Source organism: Aliivibrio thorii (genome assembly GCF_057368585.1).
The window spans coordinates 2,677,020-2,696,564 of sequence record NZ_CM170654.1 but is presented as its reverse complement, the minus strand read 5'-3'; the positions used below and the strand labels follow the sequence as shown (position 1 = coordinate 2,696,564).

At 41.3% G+C, this 19,545-nt stretch carries 11 protein-coding genes and 4 rRNA genes; 7 read left to right on the top strand and 8 right to left on the bottom strand.

The genetic code is table 11. The annotated features are described in order from the left end of the window. Positions 1–23: 23 nt before the first annotated feature. From AC2IP4_RS12350 to AC2IP4_RS12320, 7 genes are all read right to left on the bottom strand, one after another. A complete protein-coding gene (locus AC2IP4_RS12350; protein WP_105056876.1) occupies positions 24–917 on the bottom strand; it encodes a TIGR03899 family protein in 894 nt (297 codons plus the stop codon). Positions 918–1,231: 314 nt separating this feature from the next. After that, a complete protein-coding gene (locus AC2IP4_RS12345) occupies positions 1,232–1,717 on the bottom strand; it encodes a DUF3299 domain-containing protein (RefSeq protein ID WP_105056877.1) in 486 nt (161 codons plus the stop codon). Positions 1,718–1,727: 10 nt separating this feature from the next. After that, positions 1,728–2,987 carry an ABC transporter permease gene (locus AC2IP4_RS12340; RefSeq protein WP_105056878.1) on the bottom strand — a complete coding sequence of 420 codons (1,260 nt, stop codon included), beginning with the start codon at positions 2,985–2,987 and terminating at the stop codon, positions 1,728–1,730. Then, positions 2,984–3,670 (bottom strand): ABC transporter ATP-binding protein, encoded by a 687-nt coding sequence (locus tag AC2IP4_RS12335; RefSeq protein WP_105056897.1) that lies wholly within the window; start codon positions 3,668–3,670, stop codon positions 2,984–2,986. Before AC2IP4_RS12335 ends, AC2IP4_RS12340 begins: the two co-directional genes overlap by 4 nt. A 35-nt stretch (positions 3,671–3,705) precedes the next feature. Next, the gene (zrgA, locus tag AC2IP4_RS12330) at positions 3,706–4,320 is read right to left on the bottom strand and encodes a zinc uptake protein ZrgA (RefSeq protein ID WP_486310318.1); all 615 of its coding nucleotides are present in this window, start codon (positions 4,318–4,320) and stop codon (positions 3,706–3,708) included. 47 nt (positions 4,321–4,367) lie between these two features. Then, complete coding sequence (locus AC2IP4_RS12325; RefSeq protein WP_105056880.1) at positions 4,368–4,658, bottom strand: DUF2607 family protein; 291 nt, start codon at positions 4,656–4,658, stop codon at positions 4,368–4,370. Between the two features lie 68 nt (positions 4,659–4,726). After that, complete coding sequence (locus AC2IP4_RS12320; RefSeq protein ID WP_375321694.1) at positions 4,727–5,278, bottom strand: YtfJ family protein; 552 nt, start codon at positions 5,276–5,278, stop codon at positions 4,727–4,729. A gap of 251 nt (positions 5,279–5,529) precedes the next feature. Here AC2IP4_RS12320 and AC2IP4_RS12315 point away from each other — a divergent pair, with 251 nt between their 5' ends. Beyond that, on the top strand, positions 5,530–5,739 hold the full coding sequence (locus AC2IP4_RS12315; protein WP_375321695.1) for a DUF1107 domain-containing protein: 210 nt from the start codon (positions 5,530–5,532) through the stop codon (positions 5,737–5,739). A 45-nt stretch (positions 5,740–5,784) separates the two neighbouring features. Here the strand turns inward: AC2IP4_RS12315 and msrA are convergent, their stop codons facing one another. Then, a complete protein-coding gene (gene msrA, locus AC2IP4_RS12310; RefSeq protein ID WP_375321696.1) occupies positions 5,785–6,369 on the bottom strand; it encodes a peptide-methionine (S)-S-oxide reductase MsrA in 585 nt (194 codons plus the stop codon). A 113-nt stretch (positions 6,370–6,482) separates the two neighbouring features. Here msrA and tamA point away from each other — a divergent pair, with 113 nt between their 5' ends. The 6 genes from tamA to AC2IP4_RS12280 all read left to right on the top strand — a co-directional run bounded on the left by tamA (position 6,483) and on the right by AC2IP4_RS12280 (position 19,513). After that, positions 6,483–8,204 (top strand): autotransporter assembly complex protein TamA, encoded by a 1,722-nt coding sequence (tamA, locus tag AC2IP4_RS12305; RefSeq protein WP_486310317.1) that lies wholly within the window; start codon positions 6,483–6,485, stop codon positions 8,202–8,204. Next, positions 8,201–11,992, top strand: a complete 3,792-nt coding sequence (gene tamB, locus AC2IP4_RS12300; protein ID WP_486310316.1) for an autotransporter assembly complex protein TamB — start codon at positions 8,201–8,203, stop codon at positions 11,990–11,992. Before tamA ends, tamB begins: the two co-directional genes overlap by 4 nt. A gap of 526 nt (positions 11,993–12,518) precedes the next feature. After that, a 16S ribosomal RNA gene (locus tag AC2IP4_RS12295) occupies positions 12,519–14,061 on the top strand. Between the two features lie 362 nt (positions 14,062–14,423). Continuing rightward, positions 14,424–17,314 (top strand): 23S ribosomal RNA (locus AC2IP4_RS12290). Positions 17,315–17,438: 124 nt separating this feature from the next. Next, positions 17,439–17,554, top strand: a 5S ribosomal RNA gene (rrf, locus tag AC2IP4_RS12285). A gap of 416 nt (positions 17,555–17,970) precedes the next feature. Then, positions 17,971–19,513, top strand: a 16S ribosomal RNA gene (locus AC2IP4_RS12280). The 16S, 23S and 5S rRNA genes sit together here, the layout of an rRNA operon. Positions 19,514–19,545 lie beyond the last annotated feature (32 nt).

Sequence of the window (19,545 nt, the reverse complement as noted above, 5' to 3'; positions counted from 1 at the left end):
GAGGTAGGTTTGGACGCTTATTTTTAAGCCATGGTTGAAATGCTTTTCTTTACGTCAGTTTCCACAATAAACTTTTGGCTGAGTAAAGCGATGACATTATCGTAATAACTTTCGTTGGGTTTGTTACCTAATAATTTACACAGTTCTGCACCTGTTGGGCTAAAGCGATAATACACAAGGCGAGAGCCTTTTTGCATTGGCTTTATTGCTAATTGTTTTCCTTGATATTGAAGGGGCAGTGCTGGTTCAAATTCAATTTCACCAGATTCAAGTTCAGTACCAAGTAATAAACCGAGCTCAATTAATAATAACAAGCTTGAATAGGGAAGTTTATAGTTACCTAAGTGAACTAATTGTGGGCCGTCAGCTTTATAGAAATTGAATAAAGTGCCTGCACACTTATAACCTAACAAAAGCTTTTTGCTATTGTCTTGCCCAAAACTACAAGCTAATGATGCCGCACGCTGAAAAGTTTGAGCTTCACGTTGAGTCATGTCTTTTAATACTTTTAATGCTTTCATTGAGGTAGAACCAGGAGTTATTACCTCTTGTTTGAAAATTTGACTCCATAAGCGTTGCATTGAGGGATCATGAATGTCTTGGGCCATTTCAAAGAATCGATGGAGCCAATCAGGATCAGGATCTCCGGCTGTTTCATCTTTACAATAATCGTGAGCAAACTTGATAATTTGTTCTAAGTTTTGTTGCTGTTGTTCTCGTAGGATCTTCTCTCTATATAGGGCACGTTTTAATAATGTTTCTTCTGGTTTTGGTGGATGAAGTTTAGCGGCTAAACCTTGTTTTAGTGCGATTTCTTTTAGGCGCCGAGCACTACTAACAACATAGTGTTCTTTTTTATGTGTTTGTTGTTCTTTAGGTTGTTCATCTTTTGTGATGACACTTTGTTGTGAGCTCATGGGATTGCTTAGCCTTAATCACTAAATGGTTCTATTTTTATATTATCGGTATTAGGAAATAAAAACTTTAATATCGGAGCAATATTTAGAAAATACTTATAAAAAACCACTTGGAATGTAGCTAAATGATAAATATTTGTTAAAATATTGATTCATTAGTTGTGCTAGATAGGAAGAGTTATGAAAGGATTAAGTTTTAAAAAAATATTACTTGGCGCTACCTTAGCTAGTGGTTACGCAATAACACTGATTTATCTTTCTCATTATGTATGATATTTAAAATAAACCAGTGTTTGCAATTATGTTGCCGCTATTTATTCGTCGTCATATTCTTCTAAGCGAACACCTTCAATAAGATAGCCTGTTTCTGCAAGTTCACTATTAATAGTTTCAGTCTTTAGCTTTCCAACAATGTAAATCACATCCCATAGTTGTTGAATCGGAGCGCCTTTTTCAAATTTTACGTAGATGATCTGGTTTGGTGGTGGTGGTGGAACATGGATGCAAGCACCAAAATAAGGGACAAGTAAGAACTCGGTAATCATTTTGTCATCCCCTTCAAGTGGAATAACAAAGCCGGGGATTTTTACCATACTTCCGTTTAACTCTTGCCTAACCCCACCAACAAGTGATTGCTGCATGGTACCACCATTATGGTCTATTTTTGGCATACCTACGGAATCAAATTGGTGACGTTCTTGCTGTGGAATTAAATCGATCCAATCCAGTTTTAATACATCATCACTGTGTGCGAATAATGGCAATATGAGTAAGATAAAAGCGAGCAGTTTGTTCTTCATGGGATACCTCTTAAAGTCTAATGGTCATGCCGTCGCTGAGTGAGTTCTTATAAGCTTGAATAGCCGGAATTACCCCAATAATAAAGCCAGATAACAAAACAACAGCGAGTAATTTTAACTCATATAATGTTGGTAGTGTTAGTTCAAGGGCTATGCCATAATATTGCTGAATTATAGGCTGTAATATTGCTAATGATAGGTATAAGCCTATAAGACCTACGATGATCCCAAAACTGGTGATGACGATTGCTTCGCTAACCAGTAAAGTGAAAATATGCTTAGGTTGCGCTCCCATTGATCTTAGAATAGCCATCTCTCGACGCCGTTCTTGTAAGCTCGTCAATAAACTGGTTAGCATTCCCATTAAACCTGCTACAACAACAAAGATAGAAACAGCAAGCAATGCTTGTTCTGCTACAGACATCATTCCCCATAATTCATGTAAGGCTATTCCTGGAAGGATGGCGCTTAGTGGTTCTTTTGTGTAGTCATTGATATAGCGTTGCAGGGCAAAAGTCTGGATTTTTGAATTAAGTCCAAGCATAAATGCTGTGATTTCTTTTGGTTCAAATTTATGTTGTTCTAAGATTTTTGCATCTGGCGTATTGCCTAGATGAGCCCCACTTTCCCAACCGACATGTATTGCTTCTATTGCGCCAAGTGAGACATGTAATGTTTTATCTACTGGAGTTCCTGTCGGTTTTAAAATGCCAGTCACCGTAAAGGGTAATTTATCATGGCGAGTGAATGATTTATCACTAATTCCATGGGCTATAATTAATTTATCTCCAAGATGATAGTTCAGTTTTTTTGCAACATCTGCACCGAGGACAACATCGAATAATTGAGTAAAAGGCTTACCTTCTTTAAAAGCTAACGGTTGTTTTTTTCCATATTGATAAAACCGGAAGTAATCTTGATTGGTTCCCATGACTCGAAAGCCTTTGTGTGAATCACCAAGAGAAATAGGGATTGACCATTTTACAGAGCGTTGATTGCTAATCTCTTGATAACTTTTCCAGTCAATATTGTTGGTTGCATTACCGATTCTAAATACAGAATAAAGTAAGAGGTTTACTTGTCCTGAGCGTGCTCCAACGATTAAATCTGTATTGGAAATTGTGTTGGCAAAGCTTGTTTTCGCTTGTGTTCTAATGCGTTCAACGCCCATCAATAACATGACAGAAATAGCGATAGTTACAATGGTTAGAATTACGGTTGTTTTGCGGTTTTTTAAACTTTTCCAAGCCAGTTGTGCGATACCTATCATGTGATATCTCCTACGTTATTCAGTTCTCTCAAATCAATACTGTGGTCAAACAAGGACTCTAAGCTAGGATCATGACTGACAAATAATAAGCTTGCGCCACTTTCTTCACACTCATTCATTAAGAGCTGAATAAAGGCAAATCGAGTTTCGTGATCTAATGCTGAGGTGGGTTCATCCGCAATAATTAATTTTGGCTTTCCAATAAAGGCTCTTGCTGCTGCGACTCGTTGTTGTTGGCCAATACTGAGGTCGGTTATTGGCTTATCAAAATGAGAAGAAGGTAATTGAAGCGTAGTTAAAAGACGTTTCGCTTCATTAATGAGTTCTTGTTTTGATAACGATTTTTTGGAGGAGAATTGATACGGCAATATAACGTTATCAATAACCGATAAATAAGGAAGAAGATTAAATTGTTGGAAAATATAACCAATATGGTCAGCTCGAAATCGATCTCTTTGGTTCGATGTAAGTTGATTGATGTCTATACCGTTAATGATAACGGTCCCTTCCGTTGGCGATAATATCCCAGTAAGTAGACTAAGTAAGGTTGATTTACCACTGCCGCTAGGGCCTTTGATAAATACTTTCGACCCCTGATTTTGTTGATAAATTGGAATGTCCAGCGTACGTTCTGTTTGATTTGGCCAGTAAAATGTAAGATTTGATAATTCAATAATATTCATCATTATTATGGCGGTGTTACCACCGCCATGCCTGCTTATAAGTTTACAGTCGGTACATCAGCAGTGAGGGTTGTAGCTTTCTGCCCTGAGTCACCTAAATATTGAACTGTCATTTTTTGGCTATGAGTAAAATGCTTAAACCATTGAGTTTCAATTTCATTTAGTTGTGAAATGGCTTCACAATGGTATTCATATTGGGCATTAAATTCGCCATGCTTGCTATGTTCTTTATGGTGTTCACCATCATGCTGGTCGTGGTCGTGGTCGTGGTCGTGGTTATCGTCAGTTAGATTATGAGAAACATGAACCTCTTCTAAAGTACATTTCGCATCTTTTTGCAGTGTGAAAATCATGGTTGGATTATTTAATGTTTTTACTGCTTGAGAAAGAACTTGTTTTTGTTCTTCGTTTTTAGGGGCATGCTCAAAACCTACAACATCAGCACCTGGAGCTGTAATTTCAAATAGTAGGTGTTCACCATCTTGAGCAATATTAGTCTCTATGACACCATGAACATGTGCTCCATGTTGGCGATGTTCACTTCCGTGATCATGATGGTCGTGGTCATTAGCGTTTGCAGCATAAGAAATTGAAAATAAAGAGCTAGAAATAGCGATACTAAGTAGCATTTTTTTATTAGAGATAAGCATATGTGCTTCCTATTATTTAAGAGTGATAAATTAATGTATTTATTGAATTAAAAAATAAGAAAAGGTGGAGCGCGTGAGTGTACGGTAATAGACGATGGGTCATTATTTTCTACAATAGAGAATAATGAAGATATGATTTGTTGAGGAATAATTGGAAGAGAGACAATATGAGTAAGAACGCCTGAACCCATTGAGTGAAATAATTGGCAATGGTGATTTTCATGGTGCTGTATGTTTGAATCTATTTGGTGGTTTGCAATTTGAAAACCAAACAGCACTAAAAGAGTAACAAAACTCCAAGTCAACCAGCGCTGTTTAGTAAAAAAATACGATCGCATTATACCGCCCTAAAGATATCTAGAGTTGTAAATGTAATAATATAACAATTTATAAGCAAGCCATTTATTTAAAGCTGACTATGAATTAAGTCGATCACTTGCTTTATTTGATCAACGGATAACTTTCCTTCCTGAACAAAAAGAACGCTTCCTTGTTGGTCTTGAACAATGATGGTTGAATTTTCTTTTTTAAGATCCCAAGCTTTAGCTACGGCACCATTTTCATCAAGAACCATAGAAGACCACGAGAATTCCTTTTTACTTTCTTCAGCCGAAGATTTTACAAAACCACCAGTACCCCAAATAGAATCGTCTTGATTGATGATAGTTGTTGTTTGATATTTTGTTTCGGGGAACTTTTCTAGCGTAATGGCACTCATAAGATCAGCATTCATTGCTTTAGCGCTACTGCGGCCTGCAATAACTTGCAGGACTCTTACTTTTCCTTTGAGTTGGTCTGTATTCCACTTGCTATATTGGAATGCATTATCAACATAAAAAATCTCTCCATATTGGGTTACTGAGATTGATGGTACTGGTTGATTTAGCACTATGTTGTGAGCAAAAGAAAGGGAAGGTAGTAGGCAAGCTGTGAGTACTAATAGTTTTACTTTTTTCATTATAGTTATCCTTAGATATGAGTTTGGATAGTGTAATGCAGAGAAAAAGAAAAAGCGATTCGACCAGTAATATGTAATTATTGATATTTGTTAATTAAATGTGAAACCTAACTTGTTGTACGCTGTTCTGTGTCTTATAATGTTATTCGATGTCTCTCAAAGACATTTTTTAGGTAAGGCATAGTGACGATGTACAATATGTTTTGATGGACTATTAATAAAACCTTATATGGATTATTGAGGTAATGGCTATGTTTAGAAATTTTAAGGCTTATCGACCACTTCAAGTAGCTCGGTTTGTAAAAACGTTATTTAAAGGAAAGCTTCATATTGAGGGAATTGGTTCATTCGAGTTTGACGGAGGGAAGCTCCTTATGCCAAATAATGAAAATAAAAAAATGCTATCAGTTATGAGTGAGGTTAATCAGCATATTCGTCAACTTTCTCTTGTTCCAGCCTAAAATCAATGAATAAAAAGAAAAGGTGCTTCTGAGCACCTTTTTTAATTATATGAAACAAACCCCAGTCCCACCTAGGCTACAGTATCCATTTGGATTTTTGGCTAAGTATTGTTGGTGTTCTTCTTCTGCAAAATAGAAGGTTGATGCTGCCTTAATTTCAGTTGTAATAGGGTGAGTAATGTTTTGTGCTCGTAAGGCGGTTTGGTATTGTTGTTTTGTTTGTTCGGCAATTAATTGTTGATGATTGGAATGAGTATAAATTACGGATCGATATTGTGTGCCGATATCATTGCCTTGTCGCATTCCTTGAGTGGGGTCGTGCTTTTGCCAAAAAGAATGAAGCAAGGTTTCTATAGATATGATTGAAGGGTCAAAAATGACCTTAACAACTTCTGCATGTTCAGTACTACCTGAGCAAACCTCTTTATACGTAGGATCTATCGTTTTTCCTCCGCTATATCCAACAGCGGTAGAATACACGCCTGGTAATTGCCAAAAGAGGCGCTCAGCTCCCCAAAAGCAACCCATTCCAAAATAAATAACATCATGCTCTTTAGGCTGGTTATCTAAATTAACGTTAAAGATAAAATGAGGGGATAGATTTATCGCGTTGCTTTTATTTATCGTCATGTCGCATCCTTCAACTGAGTCATTTGGAAGAGTTTTACCTTGTGCTACTCTACAAAGCGAGTAAATTACCATTACATAGAATGTATTATTGAATCAATAGAATAATTATCAGTATGACAAAGAAGTTACCCCTCTTTTTTATTTCCTGTTTGCTTATTATGCCAGCTTACGTGATAGCCGAAACAGAGTTAGACATTGAGGGTTTAGAAGGACCTTTATTGAGTAATGTAGAAGCTTACATCTCAGGAATACCAGAAGAAGATTATTCCGTTTCTCTTCGCTTTCAATCTCGCCTTGAGGAAAGCATTAATGACGCACTCAAAGCGTTAGGCTATTACCAGCCAGTAACTACTTTTACCGTTGAAGGGGAAGAAGGAGATCATACCCTTTTAGTCACTATTGACTCTGGAGAGCCTGTTTATATCTATGTCAGTGATATATTAATTACGGGTGAGGCTAAAAATGATGTCGATTTTATTCAAACTGTAGATAATTCTGGTTTGAATTTAGGGCAAGTATTAAATCATGGTAGTTATGAAAGTTTGAAAAGTACATTACAAAATTTAGCGTTAAGGAAGGGCTATTTTGATGGAGACTTTTCATTAAACCAATTAGAAGTTGCTCCTGGGCGACATCAGGCAATGGTGCGTTTGCATTATGATAGTGGCCAGCGCTATAGCTTTGGTGTAACGACGATTAAAGGAAGCCAGATTGAAGAAAAGCGTGTCCGCTCAATTATTCCTTTTAAAGAGGGTGACCCATACCTTGCAAGCCAAATTGGCGATCTAAACCAATCACTTTCTAATACTGAATGGTTTTCCTCTGTTTATGTTGAGCCTGATCTTAACTCTGTAGGAAAAAGCCGGCAGTTACCGATGAAAGTTCATTTATCACCACAAGTACGTAATCAAATCGAAACAAGTATTGGTTACTCCACAGATGTTGGTGTTAGAGGTAAGATTCGTTGGAAAAAACCATGGTTAAATCAATATGGGCACAGTCTAGATAGCGCTATTTCTGTCTCAAAGCCAGAACAAGAAGCAACAGTGTCATATAAAATACCTCTCGAGCAAGTGCTTAAAGATTATTACATTGTTAAGTATGGTTTGAAGAATGTAGATAATAGAGATACCGACAGTTTAGAATCAAATTTGGCTTTTGAAAGGCATTGGGTATTTGATTCTGGGTGGCACCGTACTATTTACACTCGTTTTCTTTATGAAGAATTTACCCAAGGTATTCAAGATGGTTCTGCATGGCTAGTGCTTCCTGGTATTTCGTTTTCGCAGACACGGAACCGTGGTGGCACGATGCCAATGTGGGGGGATAAAAAAGCCTTCACGATTGAAGCTACAGATCAAGCTCTAACCTCTGACGCCAAACTACTTCGTCTTCAAGCCCAGGGAGCGATTATTCGTAGCCTTGGGGATAATCATCGAGGTGTTGCTAGGGCGGAAGTCGGGGCAATTTATACAGATAACTTTTATAAATTACCACCATCTATCCGATTCTTTGCAGGTGGTGACAATAGTATTCGTGGTTATGGTTATGAAGAGGTGTCTCCAAAAGATAGCGAAGGTTATTTAACTGGTGGTCAATTTATGGCAACAACAAGCCTAGAGTATCAATATCGAGTTGTTGGCAATTGGTGGTTAGCAACATTTGTGGATTACGGTGATGCTTGGATAGAAACACCTGATTGGAAAATGGGGGCGGGTATGGGGATTCGATGGGCCTCTCCTGTTGGACCTGTTCGATTAGATTTTGCGTGGGGCTTTGATGCTGAACCTGGTGATGAATTTAAAATTCATTTTACGTTAGGGCCTGAAATATGAGTTCTTTAGATATAGAAGCAAAGAAAAAAATATTAAAAAAGAGGCATAAATTAAGCCGTCATTGTATTTGTTTAGCGTTATTTTTACCAAGCTTCCTACTAATTACTCTCTTATTGATAGGAGCATTAGTTTTTACTAACACAGGATTAAAATTGATTGTTTGGGGGGCCGAAAAAGCATTACCTCAACTATCAATAAAAAGTACAAAAGGAAGTTTGCTTCCTGAATTCTCTTTATCTGGCGTATCTTATAAGGATAAAGAGCTACTTAATGTTGATATCTCTGACTTTCATCTAGCAATTACAGCTAAATGCTTAATGCAGCCGTCTATTTGTATTGATGATATATCTATAAATGGATTGACTTTAGACTTCCCTAAATTACCACAGCCGACTGAGCAATCAGTTAATGAAAAAGAGGAGGTACCAAATAAGCTGCTTTCTATTCCATTACCCATAAATATATCCAATATTACTCTTAATAATGTTAATGCTAATATTTTAGGTAACCATCTTCAATGGAATGCGTTTTCTACAGGTATAGAGCTATATAAAAGTGATTTAACTATTACTCCTTTGAAGTGGCAGCATATTCGTGTTGAGTTAGCTAAGGGGGGAATCAAAGAGCCTTCAACAGAAAAAGTCCCTGCACCGGAGGATGAGACGACAATTACTCTACCAGATGTTTATATCCCTCTTAATATTAACGTTGAACAGTTTAAGTTACGTGATTTCATTTTAGAGCAAGAGGTCCCTGTAGAGATCAATCAATTAAATTTTAAGGGATTTGCTGGTGAATCTAATGTACACATTTCAGAGTTTTATTTAGATATGCCCCAAGTAGATGTGTCTTTAAAAAATGACATTACTTTAAAAGATGATTACCCATTAAACCTAGAAGCAACTGCTGAATTAAAAGAAACTGAATTAAAAGGACATAAAATTAAACTGATTGCGGGAGGAAGCATTGCAGATTTAGATGTTAATTTGCGCATTTTGGGTGGGTTAAAGGCGACGGTAGATATAGATGTTCAACCATTAGAGAAAACGTTGCCTTTTGAGTTTCATGTATCTAAGACCGACTTATATTGGCCATTAATCGGAGAAAAAGAGTTTAAGTTATCGGTCCCTAATATAAAGGCAAAGGGAGAGCTTGATAAATACCGATTTTCGGGAGCTTTATATATAGACGGGAAGGCTATCCCTCAAACAGACCTTCGACTGGAAGGTAAAGGAAACTTACAGGAAGTTAATTTTTCTGATTTCATGATTGATACATTAGGCGGAACTATTTCTGGTAATGCTGAAGTTAATTGGGCTTCTTTAGCTAATTGGAAAAGTACGGTTTATTTACAAAATATTCAACCAGGACTTCAATGGACTGCAGCAGAAGGTAACATTAGTGGGAAAATCGTGACTGCTGGAAATCTAACAGAAAAAGGTGGCTGGGAGGTAAGCACGCCTATTATTGATATTAATGGTATATTTAGAAAATATCCGTTGCATATTAATGGTGTCTTAAATGCCGATGATATTAATGGCGCTGGTGAACCACACATTGATATTTCACAGTTAACCCTAAATCATGGCGATAATGGACTCTCTATTTCAGGTTCTTTAGATAAAGAGTGGAATCTTGATGTTGATATTGATTTCCCTGAGTTGTCAGATAGTGTCCCAGAGGTTATCGGAAAGATCGTTGGTAATATTGAATTAACGGGAAAACTAGCAGAGCCACGAATTAATATTGATATAGATGCTTTAGGTCTGAAAGTTAAAGAAGGCACATTAAAAAAAGCGTCGATTCAGGGATATATTATACCAACACCTATGATTGATGCTGATGTGAGTATCAATCTATTAGATGGCCAATATCAAAAGCACGCCCTTAATGATTTGGTTATCCGTTTTAGTGGTAAAGAACATAATCATAAATTACAAATTGATTTAGATTCGAATGTGATTGATTCCCATCTATTATTTAAAGGTGCACTAAACCGAAATAAAGGATGGCAAGGTGAGTTGAGTGAAGCTGATGTTAATACTGATATTGGCCCATGGAAATTAGATAAGAAAGCCTCTCTTGCTTATGATATTAAAAAAGAAGAGCTTTTTGTACAGGCGAATTGCTGGAGTCAGGGGAATACTTCTTTATGTCTTAATAAAGATTTAAGAGCTGGAAAATCAGGTAGTGCAGACGTGAGTATTAAGCATTTTGAATTCAATAAAATTAAGAAGTTCTTACCTGAAGAAACTGCTATTACAGGAGAGGTTAACCTTGATGCATTAGCCAAGTGGTCGAGTGGCACAAAACCATATATTAAGGCTGCACTCTATCTACCAGAAGGTAATGTGCAACAAAAAATGGAGGAAACACTTAAAGTAGGGTGGGATAAAATTCTTATTAATGCAGAAATGCAAAATGATGAGCTATCAACCGATTGGTTAATTTCATTAACGGGCAATGGTCTGTTGAAAGGAAACCTTAAGATAGATAATCCTACTGGAAGCAAAGAATTAAGTGGTAACTCAAAGATCGAACAGCTTTCATTAAAGATGCTTAAACCCCTTCTTGGTGAATACAGTCAATTAAACGCAATGATTAATTCTGATATTAATATCTCGGGTAAAGCAGAACACCCTAAATTATCAGGGGACCTTAACGTTGAGAATATTGAAGTAAAGGGGGAAGTGTCACCTGTAGACATTAATGACGGAAATATAAATATAAACCTTGCTGGTCATAGCGGGAAACTAACATCAGTGATAACTACATCAGATGGTGACCTTAATATTACAGGAACTGGTGATTGGTCTGACTTAGCTAACTGGAAAGTAGGATTAGATGTTTATGGCAAAGAGCTTCAAGTTAATGTTCCACCTATGGTCAAATTAAAAGTAAAACCTGATATGAAAATTAGGATAATTCCGACATTGGCAAAAATCACAGGCTCTATTGGTATTCCATGGGGAAGGATTGTAGTTAAAGAATTACCTGAAAGTGCTATTGGGATATCAAAAGACGAGGTCATTTTAAATGATGACTTACAACCAGTAGAAAAAAGCACTGCATTACCAATGAAGGTTGAAACTGATATCAATATTAGTATTGGTGATGATGTCCTTTTATCAGCATTTGGTTTAGAGGGCGGCTTGATTGGTAAGTTGAACATCACTCAGAAGAATAAAGGCCCGTTTATTACTGGAGAGGTAAACATTAAAGACGGAACGTATCGCTCGTTTGGTCAGGATCTTGAGATTACTAAAGGTAAGATATTATTTAATGGCCCGGCAGATCAACCTTATGTTGATATTGAAGCTATTCGTAATCCTGATAATACTAGAGACGATGTTACTGCTGGAGTTCGAGTTAATGGCCCTGCGGATGCTCCCAAAATAGAAATTTTCTCTTCACCTAGTATGCCACAAGCTAACGCTCTTTCTTATTTACTAAGAGGGCAGGATATTGGTAGTGATACTGGTGGTAATGCAATGACGACAACTTTAATAGGGTTAAGCTTAGCAAAGAGTGGCAAAGTCGTTGGTGAAATAGGCCAAGCGTTTGGAGTTCAAGATCTGCAATTAGATACTGCGGGATCAGGAGAGGAGTCTCAAGTAACAATTAGCGGTTATATAGCACCAGACTTACAAGTTAAATATGGTGTTGGTATCTTTAATTCTATTGGAGAGTTTACATTAAGGTATCGAATTCTCAGTGACCTATATATAGAAGCAGTTTCTGGAGTTGATGGTGCAGTGGACTTAATTTATCAATTTTCTTTTGATTAAACATTAATTGTGGATAAGTCTGTGGGAAAGCTGTGTTCCCCGTAAGGGTAATAAAGTATAACTTTACTATCGTTTAAATGACCATCAAACAGTAAGAAAATATAGAAAAAAGAGCATTTAAAGCTTGCTAATATGATCGAGCTCTCTATAATGCGACCTCACTGACACGGAGCGCTCAACATAGAGCAGCTAAGGGTTGGTTATAAAAACGGTTCAGAATTAAGTTTCAAATAAGTGCTTGACACTGAGACTTAAATCGATAAAATGACCGTCCTCTTCACAGAAAAGCGAAAACGCTTTGAAAGTAGAAGAAAAGCTCTTTAACAATTTAACCAAATCAATCTGTGTGGGCACTTGTGAGTTGATAATCACTAGTTTGCTCTTACTTCTCGAAGTAAGACGAACAAAATAATCAATGAACTGAGTGACTACACAAAATTACTTTTATGTAACAATCAGTATTAATCATTGAGTCGGTTTTGTTTCTGCTTCTCTTTATAGAAAAGACAGAGCAACCAAAAAACTTTAATTGAAGAGTTTGATCATGGCTCAGATTGAACGCTGGCGGCAGGCCTAACACATGCAAGTCGAGCGGTAACAGGAATTAGCTTGCTAATTCGCTGACGAGCGGCGGACGGGTGAGTAATGCCTGGGAATATGCCTTAGTGTGGGGGATAACTATTGGAAACGATAGCTAATACCGCATAATGTCTTCGGACCAAAGAGGGGGATCTTCGGACCTCTCGCGCTAAGATTAGCCCAGGTGAGATTAGCTTGTTGGTGAGGTAAGAGCTCACCAAGGCGACGATCTCTAGCTGGTCTGAGAGGATGATCAGCCACACTGGAACTGAGACACGGTCCAGACTCCTACGGGAGGCAGCAGTGGGGAATATTGCACAATGGGCGAAAGCCTGATGCAGCCATGCCGCGTGTATGAAGAAGGCCTTCGGGTTGTAAAGTACTTTCAGTCGTGAGGAAGGGTGTGTAGTTAATAGCTGCACATCTTGACGTTAGCGACAGAAGAAGCACCGGCTAACTCCGTGCCAGCAGCCGCGGTAATACGGAGGGTGCGAGCGTTAATCGGAATTACTGGGCGTAAAGCGCATGCAGGTGGTTCATTAAGTCAGATGTGAAAGCCCGGGGCTCAACCTCGGAACCGCATTTGAAACTGGTGAACTAGAGTGCTGTAGAGGGGGGTAGAATTTCAGGTGTAGCGGTGAAATGCGTAGAGATCTGAAGGAATACCAGTGGCGAAGGCGGCCCCCTGGACAGACACTGACACTCAGATGCGAAAGCGTGGGGAGCAAACAGGATTAGATACCCTGGTAGTCCACGCCGTAAACGATGTCTACTTGGAGGTTGTGGCCTTGAGCCGTGGCTTTCGGAGCTAACGCGTTAAGTAGACCGCCTGGGGAGTACGGTCGCAAGATTAAAACTCAAATGAATTGACGGGGGCCCGCACAAGCGGTGGAGCATGTGGTTTAATTCGATGCAACGCGAAGAACCTTACCTACTCTTGACATCCAGAGAATTCGCTAGAGATAGCTTAGTGCCTTCGGGAGCTCTGAGACAGGTGCTGCATGGCTGTCGTCAGCTCGTGTTGTGAAATGTTGGGTTAAGTCCCGCAACGAGCGCAACCCTTATCCTTGTTTGCCAGCACGTAATGGTGGGAACTCCAGGGAGACTGCCGGTGATAAACCGGAGGAAGGTGGGGACGACGTCAAGTCATCATGGCCCTTACGAGTAGGGCTACACACGTGCTACAATGGCGCATACAGAGGGCTGCAAGCTAGCGATAGTGAGCGAATCCCAAAAAGTGCGTCGTAGTCCGGATCGGAGTCTGCAACTCGACTCCGTGAAGTCGGAATCGCTAGTAATCGTGAATCAGAATGTCACGGTGAATACGTTCCCGGGCCTTGTACACACCGCCCGTCACACCATGGGAGTGGGCTGCAAAAGAAGTGGGTAGTTTAACCTTCGGGAGGACGCTCACCACTTTGTGGTTCATGACTGGGGTGAAGTCGTAACAAGGTAGCCCTAGGGGAACCTGGGGCTGGATCACCTCCTTAAACGATAGATTGCAATTTATGAGTGTTCACACAGATTGATTAGGTTTTAATAAGTTGAAGTGACAGAGCTTTAATTAATGATTTCGATTATTGATTAAAGCTTTTTGCTTTAAGCTCTTTAACAATTTGGAAAGCTGACTGATTTAACTGACTTACGAGTTAGATAAATCAAAATTTAAAAGTTCTTAATATCTTTTGTTTATTTTTAGATAAACAAACTAAAAACACATTCAAGTGTTCTTGTATTTTGAATCCGGCGAAAAACCAGAACTCGCAATGACGAGTTCAACCTTGGTTGCTGTTTTGTCTTCACTTTTAAAAGTGAAAGCAAACGGTTCATACGAAACCTCTTGGGGTTGTATGGTTAAGTGACTAAGCGTACACGGTGGATGCCTTGGCAGTCAGAGGCGATGAAAGACGTATTAACTTGCGATAAGCGTAGATTAGGTAGTAAAAACCATTTGAGTCTACGATTTCTGAATGGGGAAACCCACTAGCATAAGCTAGTATCGCTGCGTGAATACATAGCGCAGCGAGGCAAACCGGGAGAACTGAAACATCTAAGTACCCCGAGGAAGAGAAATCAACCGAGATCCCGAAAGTAGCGGCGAGCGAAATTGGGTTAGCCCTTAAGCTTTTAATGAGACAGGTGAAGCCTCTGGAAAGTGGCGCGATACAAGGTGATAGCCCTGTAACCGACATCTCATCATCAGTGAAAACGAGTAAGGCGGGACACGTGATATCCTGTCTGAATATGGGGGGACCATCCTCCAAGGCTAAATACTACTGACTGACCGATAGTGAACCAGTACCGTGAGGGAAAGGCGAAAAGAACCCCTGTGAGGGGAGTGAAATAGAACCTGAAACCGTGTACGTACAAGCAGTAGGAGCATACTTGTTATGTGACTGCGTACCTTTTGTATAATGGGTCAGCGACTTATATTCAGTGGCAAGGTTAACCGTTTAGGGGAGCCGTAGGGAAACCGAGTCTTAACTGGGCGTTCAGTCTCTGGATATAGACCCGAAACCAAGTGATCTAGCCATGGGCAGGTTGAAGGTTGAGTAACATCAACTGGAGGACCGAACCGACTAATGTTGAAAAATTAGCGGATGACTTGTGGCTAGGGGTGAAAGGCCAATCAAACTTGGAGATAGCTGGTTCTCCCCGAAATCTATTTAGGTAGAGCCTCGGACGAATACTACTGGGGGTAGAGCACTGTTAAGGCTAGGGGGTCATCCCGACTTACCAACCCTTTGCAAACTCCGAATACCAGTAAGTACTATCCGGGAGACACACGGCGGGTGCTAACGTCCGTCGTGGAGAGGGAAACAACCCAGACCGCCAGCTAAGGTCCCAAAGTTATAGCTAAGTGGGAAACGATGTGGGAAGGCTCAGACAGCCAGGATGTTGGCTTAGAAGCAGCCATCATTTAAAGAAAGCGTAATAGCTCACTGGTCGAGTCGGCCTGCGCGGAAGATGTAACGGGGCTAAGCTATACACCGAAGCTGCGGCAATGCAATTTATTGTGTTGGGTAGGGGAGCGTTCTGTAAGCTGTCGAAGGTGTGCTGTAAGGCATGCTGGAGGTATCAGAAGTGCGAATGCTGACATGAGTAACGATAAAGGGGGTGAAAAACCCCCTCGCCGGAAGACCAAGGGTTCCTGTCCAACGTTAATCGGGGCAGGGTAAGTCGACCCCTAAGGCGAGGCTGAAAAGCGTAGTCGATGGGAAACGGGTTAATATTCCCGTACTTCTTATAATTGCGATGGGGGGACGGAGAAGGCTAGGTGGGCTTGGCGACGGTCGTCCAAGTTCAAGTGCGTAGGCTAAGAGTTTAGGTAAATCCGGACTCTTGTTAGGCTGAGACACGATGTCGAGCTACTACGGTAGTGAAGCCATTGATGCCATGCTTCCAGGAAAAGCCTCTAAGCTTCAGATTATAAGAAATCGTACCCCAAACCGACACAGGTGGTCGAGTAGAGAATACTAAGGCGCTTGAGAGAACTCGGGTGAAGGAACTAGGCAAAATGGTACCGTAACTTCGGGAGAAGGTACGCTCCTAGCGGTGATGAGACTTGCTCTCTAAGCTGCCGGGAGTCGCAGATACCAGGTGGCTGCAACTGTTTATTAAAAACATAGCACTGTGCTAAATCGTAAGATGACGTATACGGTGTGACGCCTGCCCGGTGCTTGAAGGTTAATTGATGGGGTTAGACTTCGGTCGAAGCTCTTGATCGAAGCCCAAGTAAACGGCGGCCGTAACTATAACGGTCCTAAGGTAGCGAAATTCCTTGTCGGGTAAGTTCCGACCTGCACGAATGGCGTAATGATGGCCACGCTGTCTCCACCCGAGACTCAGTGAAATTGAAATCGCTGTGAAGATGCAGTGTACCCGCGGCTAGACGGAAAGACCCCGTGAACCTTTACTACAGCTTGGCACTGAACATTGACCCTACATGTGTAGGATAGGTGGGAGCCTTTGAAACCAGTACGCTAGTATTGGTGGAGGCAATCTTGAAATACCACCCTTGTATGCTTGATGTTCTAACGTTGGCCCCTTATCGGGGTTGCGGACAGTGCCTGGTGGGTAGTTTGACTGGGGCGGTCTCCTCCCAAAGAGTAACGGAGGAGCACGAAGGTGGGCTAAACACGGTTGGACATCGTGTGGTTAGTGCAATGGCATAAGCCCGCTTGACTGCGAGAATGACAATTCGAGCAGGTGCGAAAGCAGGTCATAGTGATCCGGTGGTTCTGAATGGAAGGGCCATCGCTCAACGGATAAAAGGTACTCCGGGGATAACAGGCTGATACCGCCCAAGAGTTCATATCGACGGCGGTGTTTGGCACCTCGATGTCGGCTCATCACATCCTGGGGCTGAAGTCGGTCCCAAGGGTATGGCTGTTCGCCATTTAAAGTGGTACGCGAGCTGGGTTTAGAACGTCGTGAGACAGTTCGGTCCCTATCTGCCGTGGGCGTTGGATGATTGAAAGGGGCTGCTCCTAGTACGAGAGGACCGGAGTGGACGAACCTCTGGTGTTCGGGTTGTTACGCCAGTAGCATTGCCCGGTAGCTAAGTTCGGGATCGATAAACGCTGAAAGCATCTAAGCGTGAAGCGAGCCTTGAGATGAGTCATCCCTGATACTTTAAGTATCCTAAAGGGTTGTTGAAGACTACGACGTAGATAGGCAGGGTGTGTAAGTGCTGCGAGGCATTGAGCTAACCTGTACTAATTGCCCGTGAGGCTTAACCATACAACACCCAAGGGGTTTTGAACGGATTTGAAGTTGCAAGAAACGTATTGAATGTGATTAAGAACGCATACACAGCTTTCCAGATTATTATTTATCTCTTATTGAGGTAGATAGAAAGAATTTGCTTGGCGACCATAGCGTTATGGACCCACCTGATCCCATGCCGAACTCAGAAGTGAAACGTAATAGCGCCGATGGTAGTGTGGGGTTTCCCCATGTGAGAGTAGGACATCGCCAGGCTTGAATTTGAATAAGTGCCCGTTCAATAGAACGGGCTTTTATTTCGCTCCCAGTTTGTCACTGTGAGCCAAGTCAACATAACGTTTTTAAGTCTTTCATAAATAAATGAAAAAGTTGAAAATATTATCTTGACTTTCAAATCAGAAAGCGTATTATACGCAGCCTGAAGCGACGAAGCGGTAACGCTAAGTGGTTGAAAGACAAGCTCTTTAACAATTTAACCAAATCAATCTGTGTGGGCACTTGTGAGTTGATAATCACTAGTTTGCTTTTACTTTTCGAAGTGAATTCAAACAAAATAATCAATGAACTGAGTGACTACACAAAATTACTTTTATGTAACAATCAGTATTAATCATTGAGTCGGTTTTGTTTCTGCTTCTCTTTATAGAAAAGACAGAGCAACCAAAAAACTTTAATTGAAGAGTTTGATCATGGCTCAGATTGAACGCTGGCGGCAGGCCTAACACATGCAAGTCGAGCGGTAACAGAAATTAGCTTGCTAATTTGCTGACGAGCGGCGGACGGGTGAGTAATGCCTGGGAATATGCCTTGATGTGGGGGATAACTATTGGAAACGATAGCTAATACCGCATAATGTCTTCGGACCAAAGAGGGGGATCTTCGGACCTCTCGCGTCAAGATTAGCCCAGGTGAGATTAGCTAGTTGGTGGGGTAAGAGCTCACCAAGGCGACGATCTCTAGCTGGTCTGAGAGGATGATCAGCCACACTGGAACTGAGACACGGTCCAGACTCCTACGGGAGGCAGCAGTGGGGAATATTGCACAATGGGCGAAAGCCTGATGCAGCCATGCCGCGTGTATGAAGAAGGCCTTCGGGTTGTAAAGTACTTTCAGTCGTGAGGAAGGGTGTGTAGTTAATAGCTGCACATCTTGACGTTAGCGACAGAAGAAGCACCGGCTAACTCCGTGCCAGCAGCCGCGGTAATACGGAGGGTGCGAGCGTTAATCGGAATTACTGGGCGTAAAGCGCATGCAGGTGGTTCATTAAGTCAGATGTGAAAGCCCGGGGCTCAACCTCGGAACCGCATTTGAAACTGGTGAACTAGAGTGCTGTAGAGGGGGGTAGAATTTCAGGTGTAGCGGTGAAATGCGTAGAGATCTGAAGGAATACCAGTGGCGAAGGCGGCCCCCTGGACAGACACTGACACTCAGATGCGAAAGCGTGGGGAGCAAACAGGATTAGATACCCTGGTAGTCCACGCCGTAAACGATGTCTACTTGGAGGTTGTGGCCTTGAGCCGTGGCTTTCGGAGCTAACGCGTTAAGTAGACCGCCTGGGGAGTACGGTCGCAAGATTAAAACTCAAATGAATTGACGGGGGCCCGCACAAGCGGTGGAGCATGTGGTTTAATTCGATGCAACGCGAAGAACCTTACCTACTCTTGACATCCAGAGAATTCGCTAGAGATAGCTTAGTGCCTTCGGGAGCTCTGAGACAGGTGCTGCATGGCTGTCGTCAGCTCGTGTTGTGAAATGTTGGGTTAAGTCCCGCAACGAGCGCAACCCTTATCCTTGTTTGCCAGCACGTAATGGTGGGAACTCCAGGGAGACTGCCGGTGATAAACCGGAGGAAGGTGGGGACGACGTCAAGTCATCATGGCCCTTACGAGTAGGGCTACACACGTGCTACAATGGCGCATACAGAGGGCTGCAAGCTAGCGATAGTGAGCGAATCCCAAAAAGTGCGTCGTAGTCCGGATCGGAGTCTGCAACTCGACTCCGTGAAGTCGGAATCGCTAGTAATCGTGAATCAGAATGTCACGGTGAATACGTTCCCGGGCCTTGTACACACCGCCCGTCACACCATGGGAGTGGGCTGCAAAAGAAGTGGGTAGTTTAACCTTCGGGAGGACGCTCACCACTTTGTGGTTCATGACTGGGGTGAAGTCGTAACAAGGTAGCCCTAGGGGAACCTGGGGCTGGATCACCTCCTTAAACGATAGATTGCAATTTATGAGTGTTCACAC

Coding starts and splice junctions, on each gene's coding strand:
- AC2IP4_RS12335 (WP_105056897.1), bottom strand. CDS start 3,670: ATGAATATTATTGAATTATCAAATCTTACATTTTACTGGCCAAATCAA.
- AC2IP4_RS12350 (WP_105056876.1), bottom strand. CDS start 917: ATGAGCTCACAACAAAGTGTCATCACAAAAGATGAACAACCTAAAGAA.
- AC2IP4_RS12325 (WP_105056880.1), bottom strand. CDS start 4,658: ATGCGATCGTATTTTTTTACTAAACAGCGCTGGTTGACTTGGAGTTTT.
- AC2IP4_RS12315 (WP_375321695.1), top strand. CDS start 5,530: ATGTTTAGAAATTTTAAGGCTTATCGACCACTTCAAGTAGCTCGGTTT.
- msrA (WP_375321696.1), bottom strand. CDS start 6,369: ATGACGATAAATAAAAGCAACGCGATAAATCTATCCCCTCATTTTATC.
- AC2IP4_RS12345 (WP_105056877.1), bottom strand. CDS start 1,717: ATGAAGAACAAACTGCTCGCTTTTATCTTACTCATATTGCCATTATTC.
- zrgA (WP_486310318.1), bottom strand. CDS start 4,320: ATGCTTATCTCTAATAAAAAAATGCTACTTAGTATCGCTATTTCTAGC.
- AC2IP4_RS12340 (WP_105056878.1), bottom strand. CDS start 2,987: ATGATAGGTATCGCACAACTGGCTTGGAAAAGTTTAAAAAACCGCAAA.
- tamA (WP_486310317.1), top strand. CDS start 6,483: ATGACAAAGAAGTTACCCCTCTTTTTTATTTCCTGTTTGCTTATTATG.
- AC2IP4_RS12320 (WP_375321694.1), bottom strand. CDS start 5,278: ATGAAAAAAGTAAAACTATTAGTACTCACAGCTTGCCTACTACCTTCC.
- tamB (WP_486310316.1), top strand. CDS start 8,201: ATGAGTTCTTTAGATATAGAAGCAAAGAAAAAAATATTAAAAAAGAGG.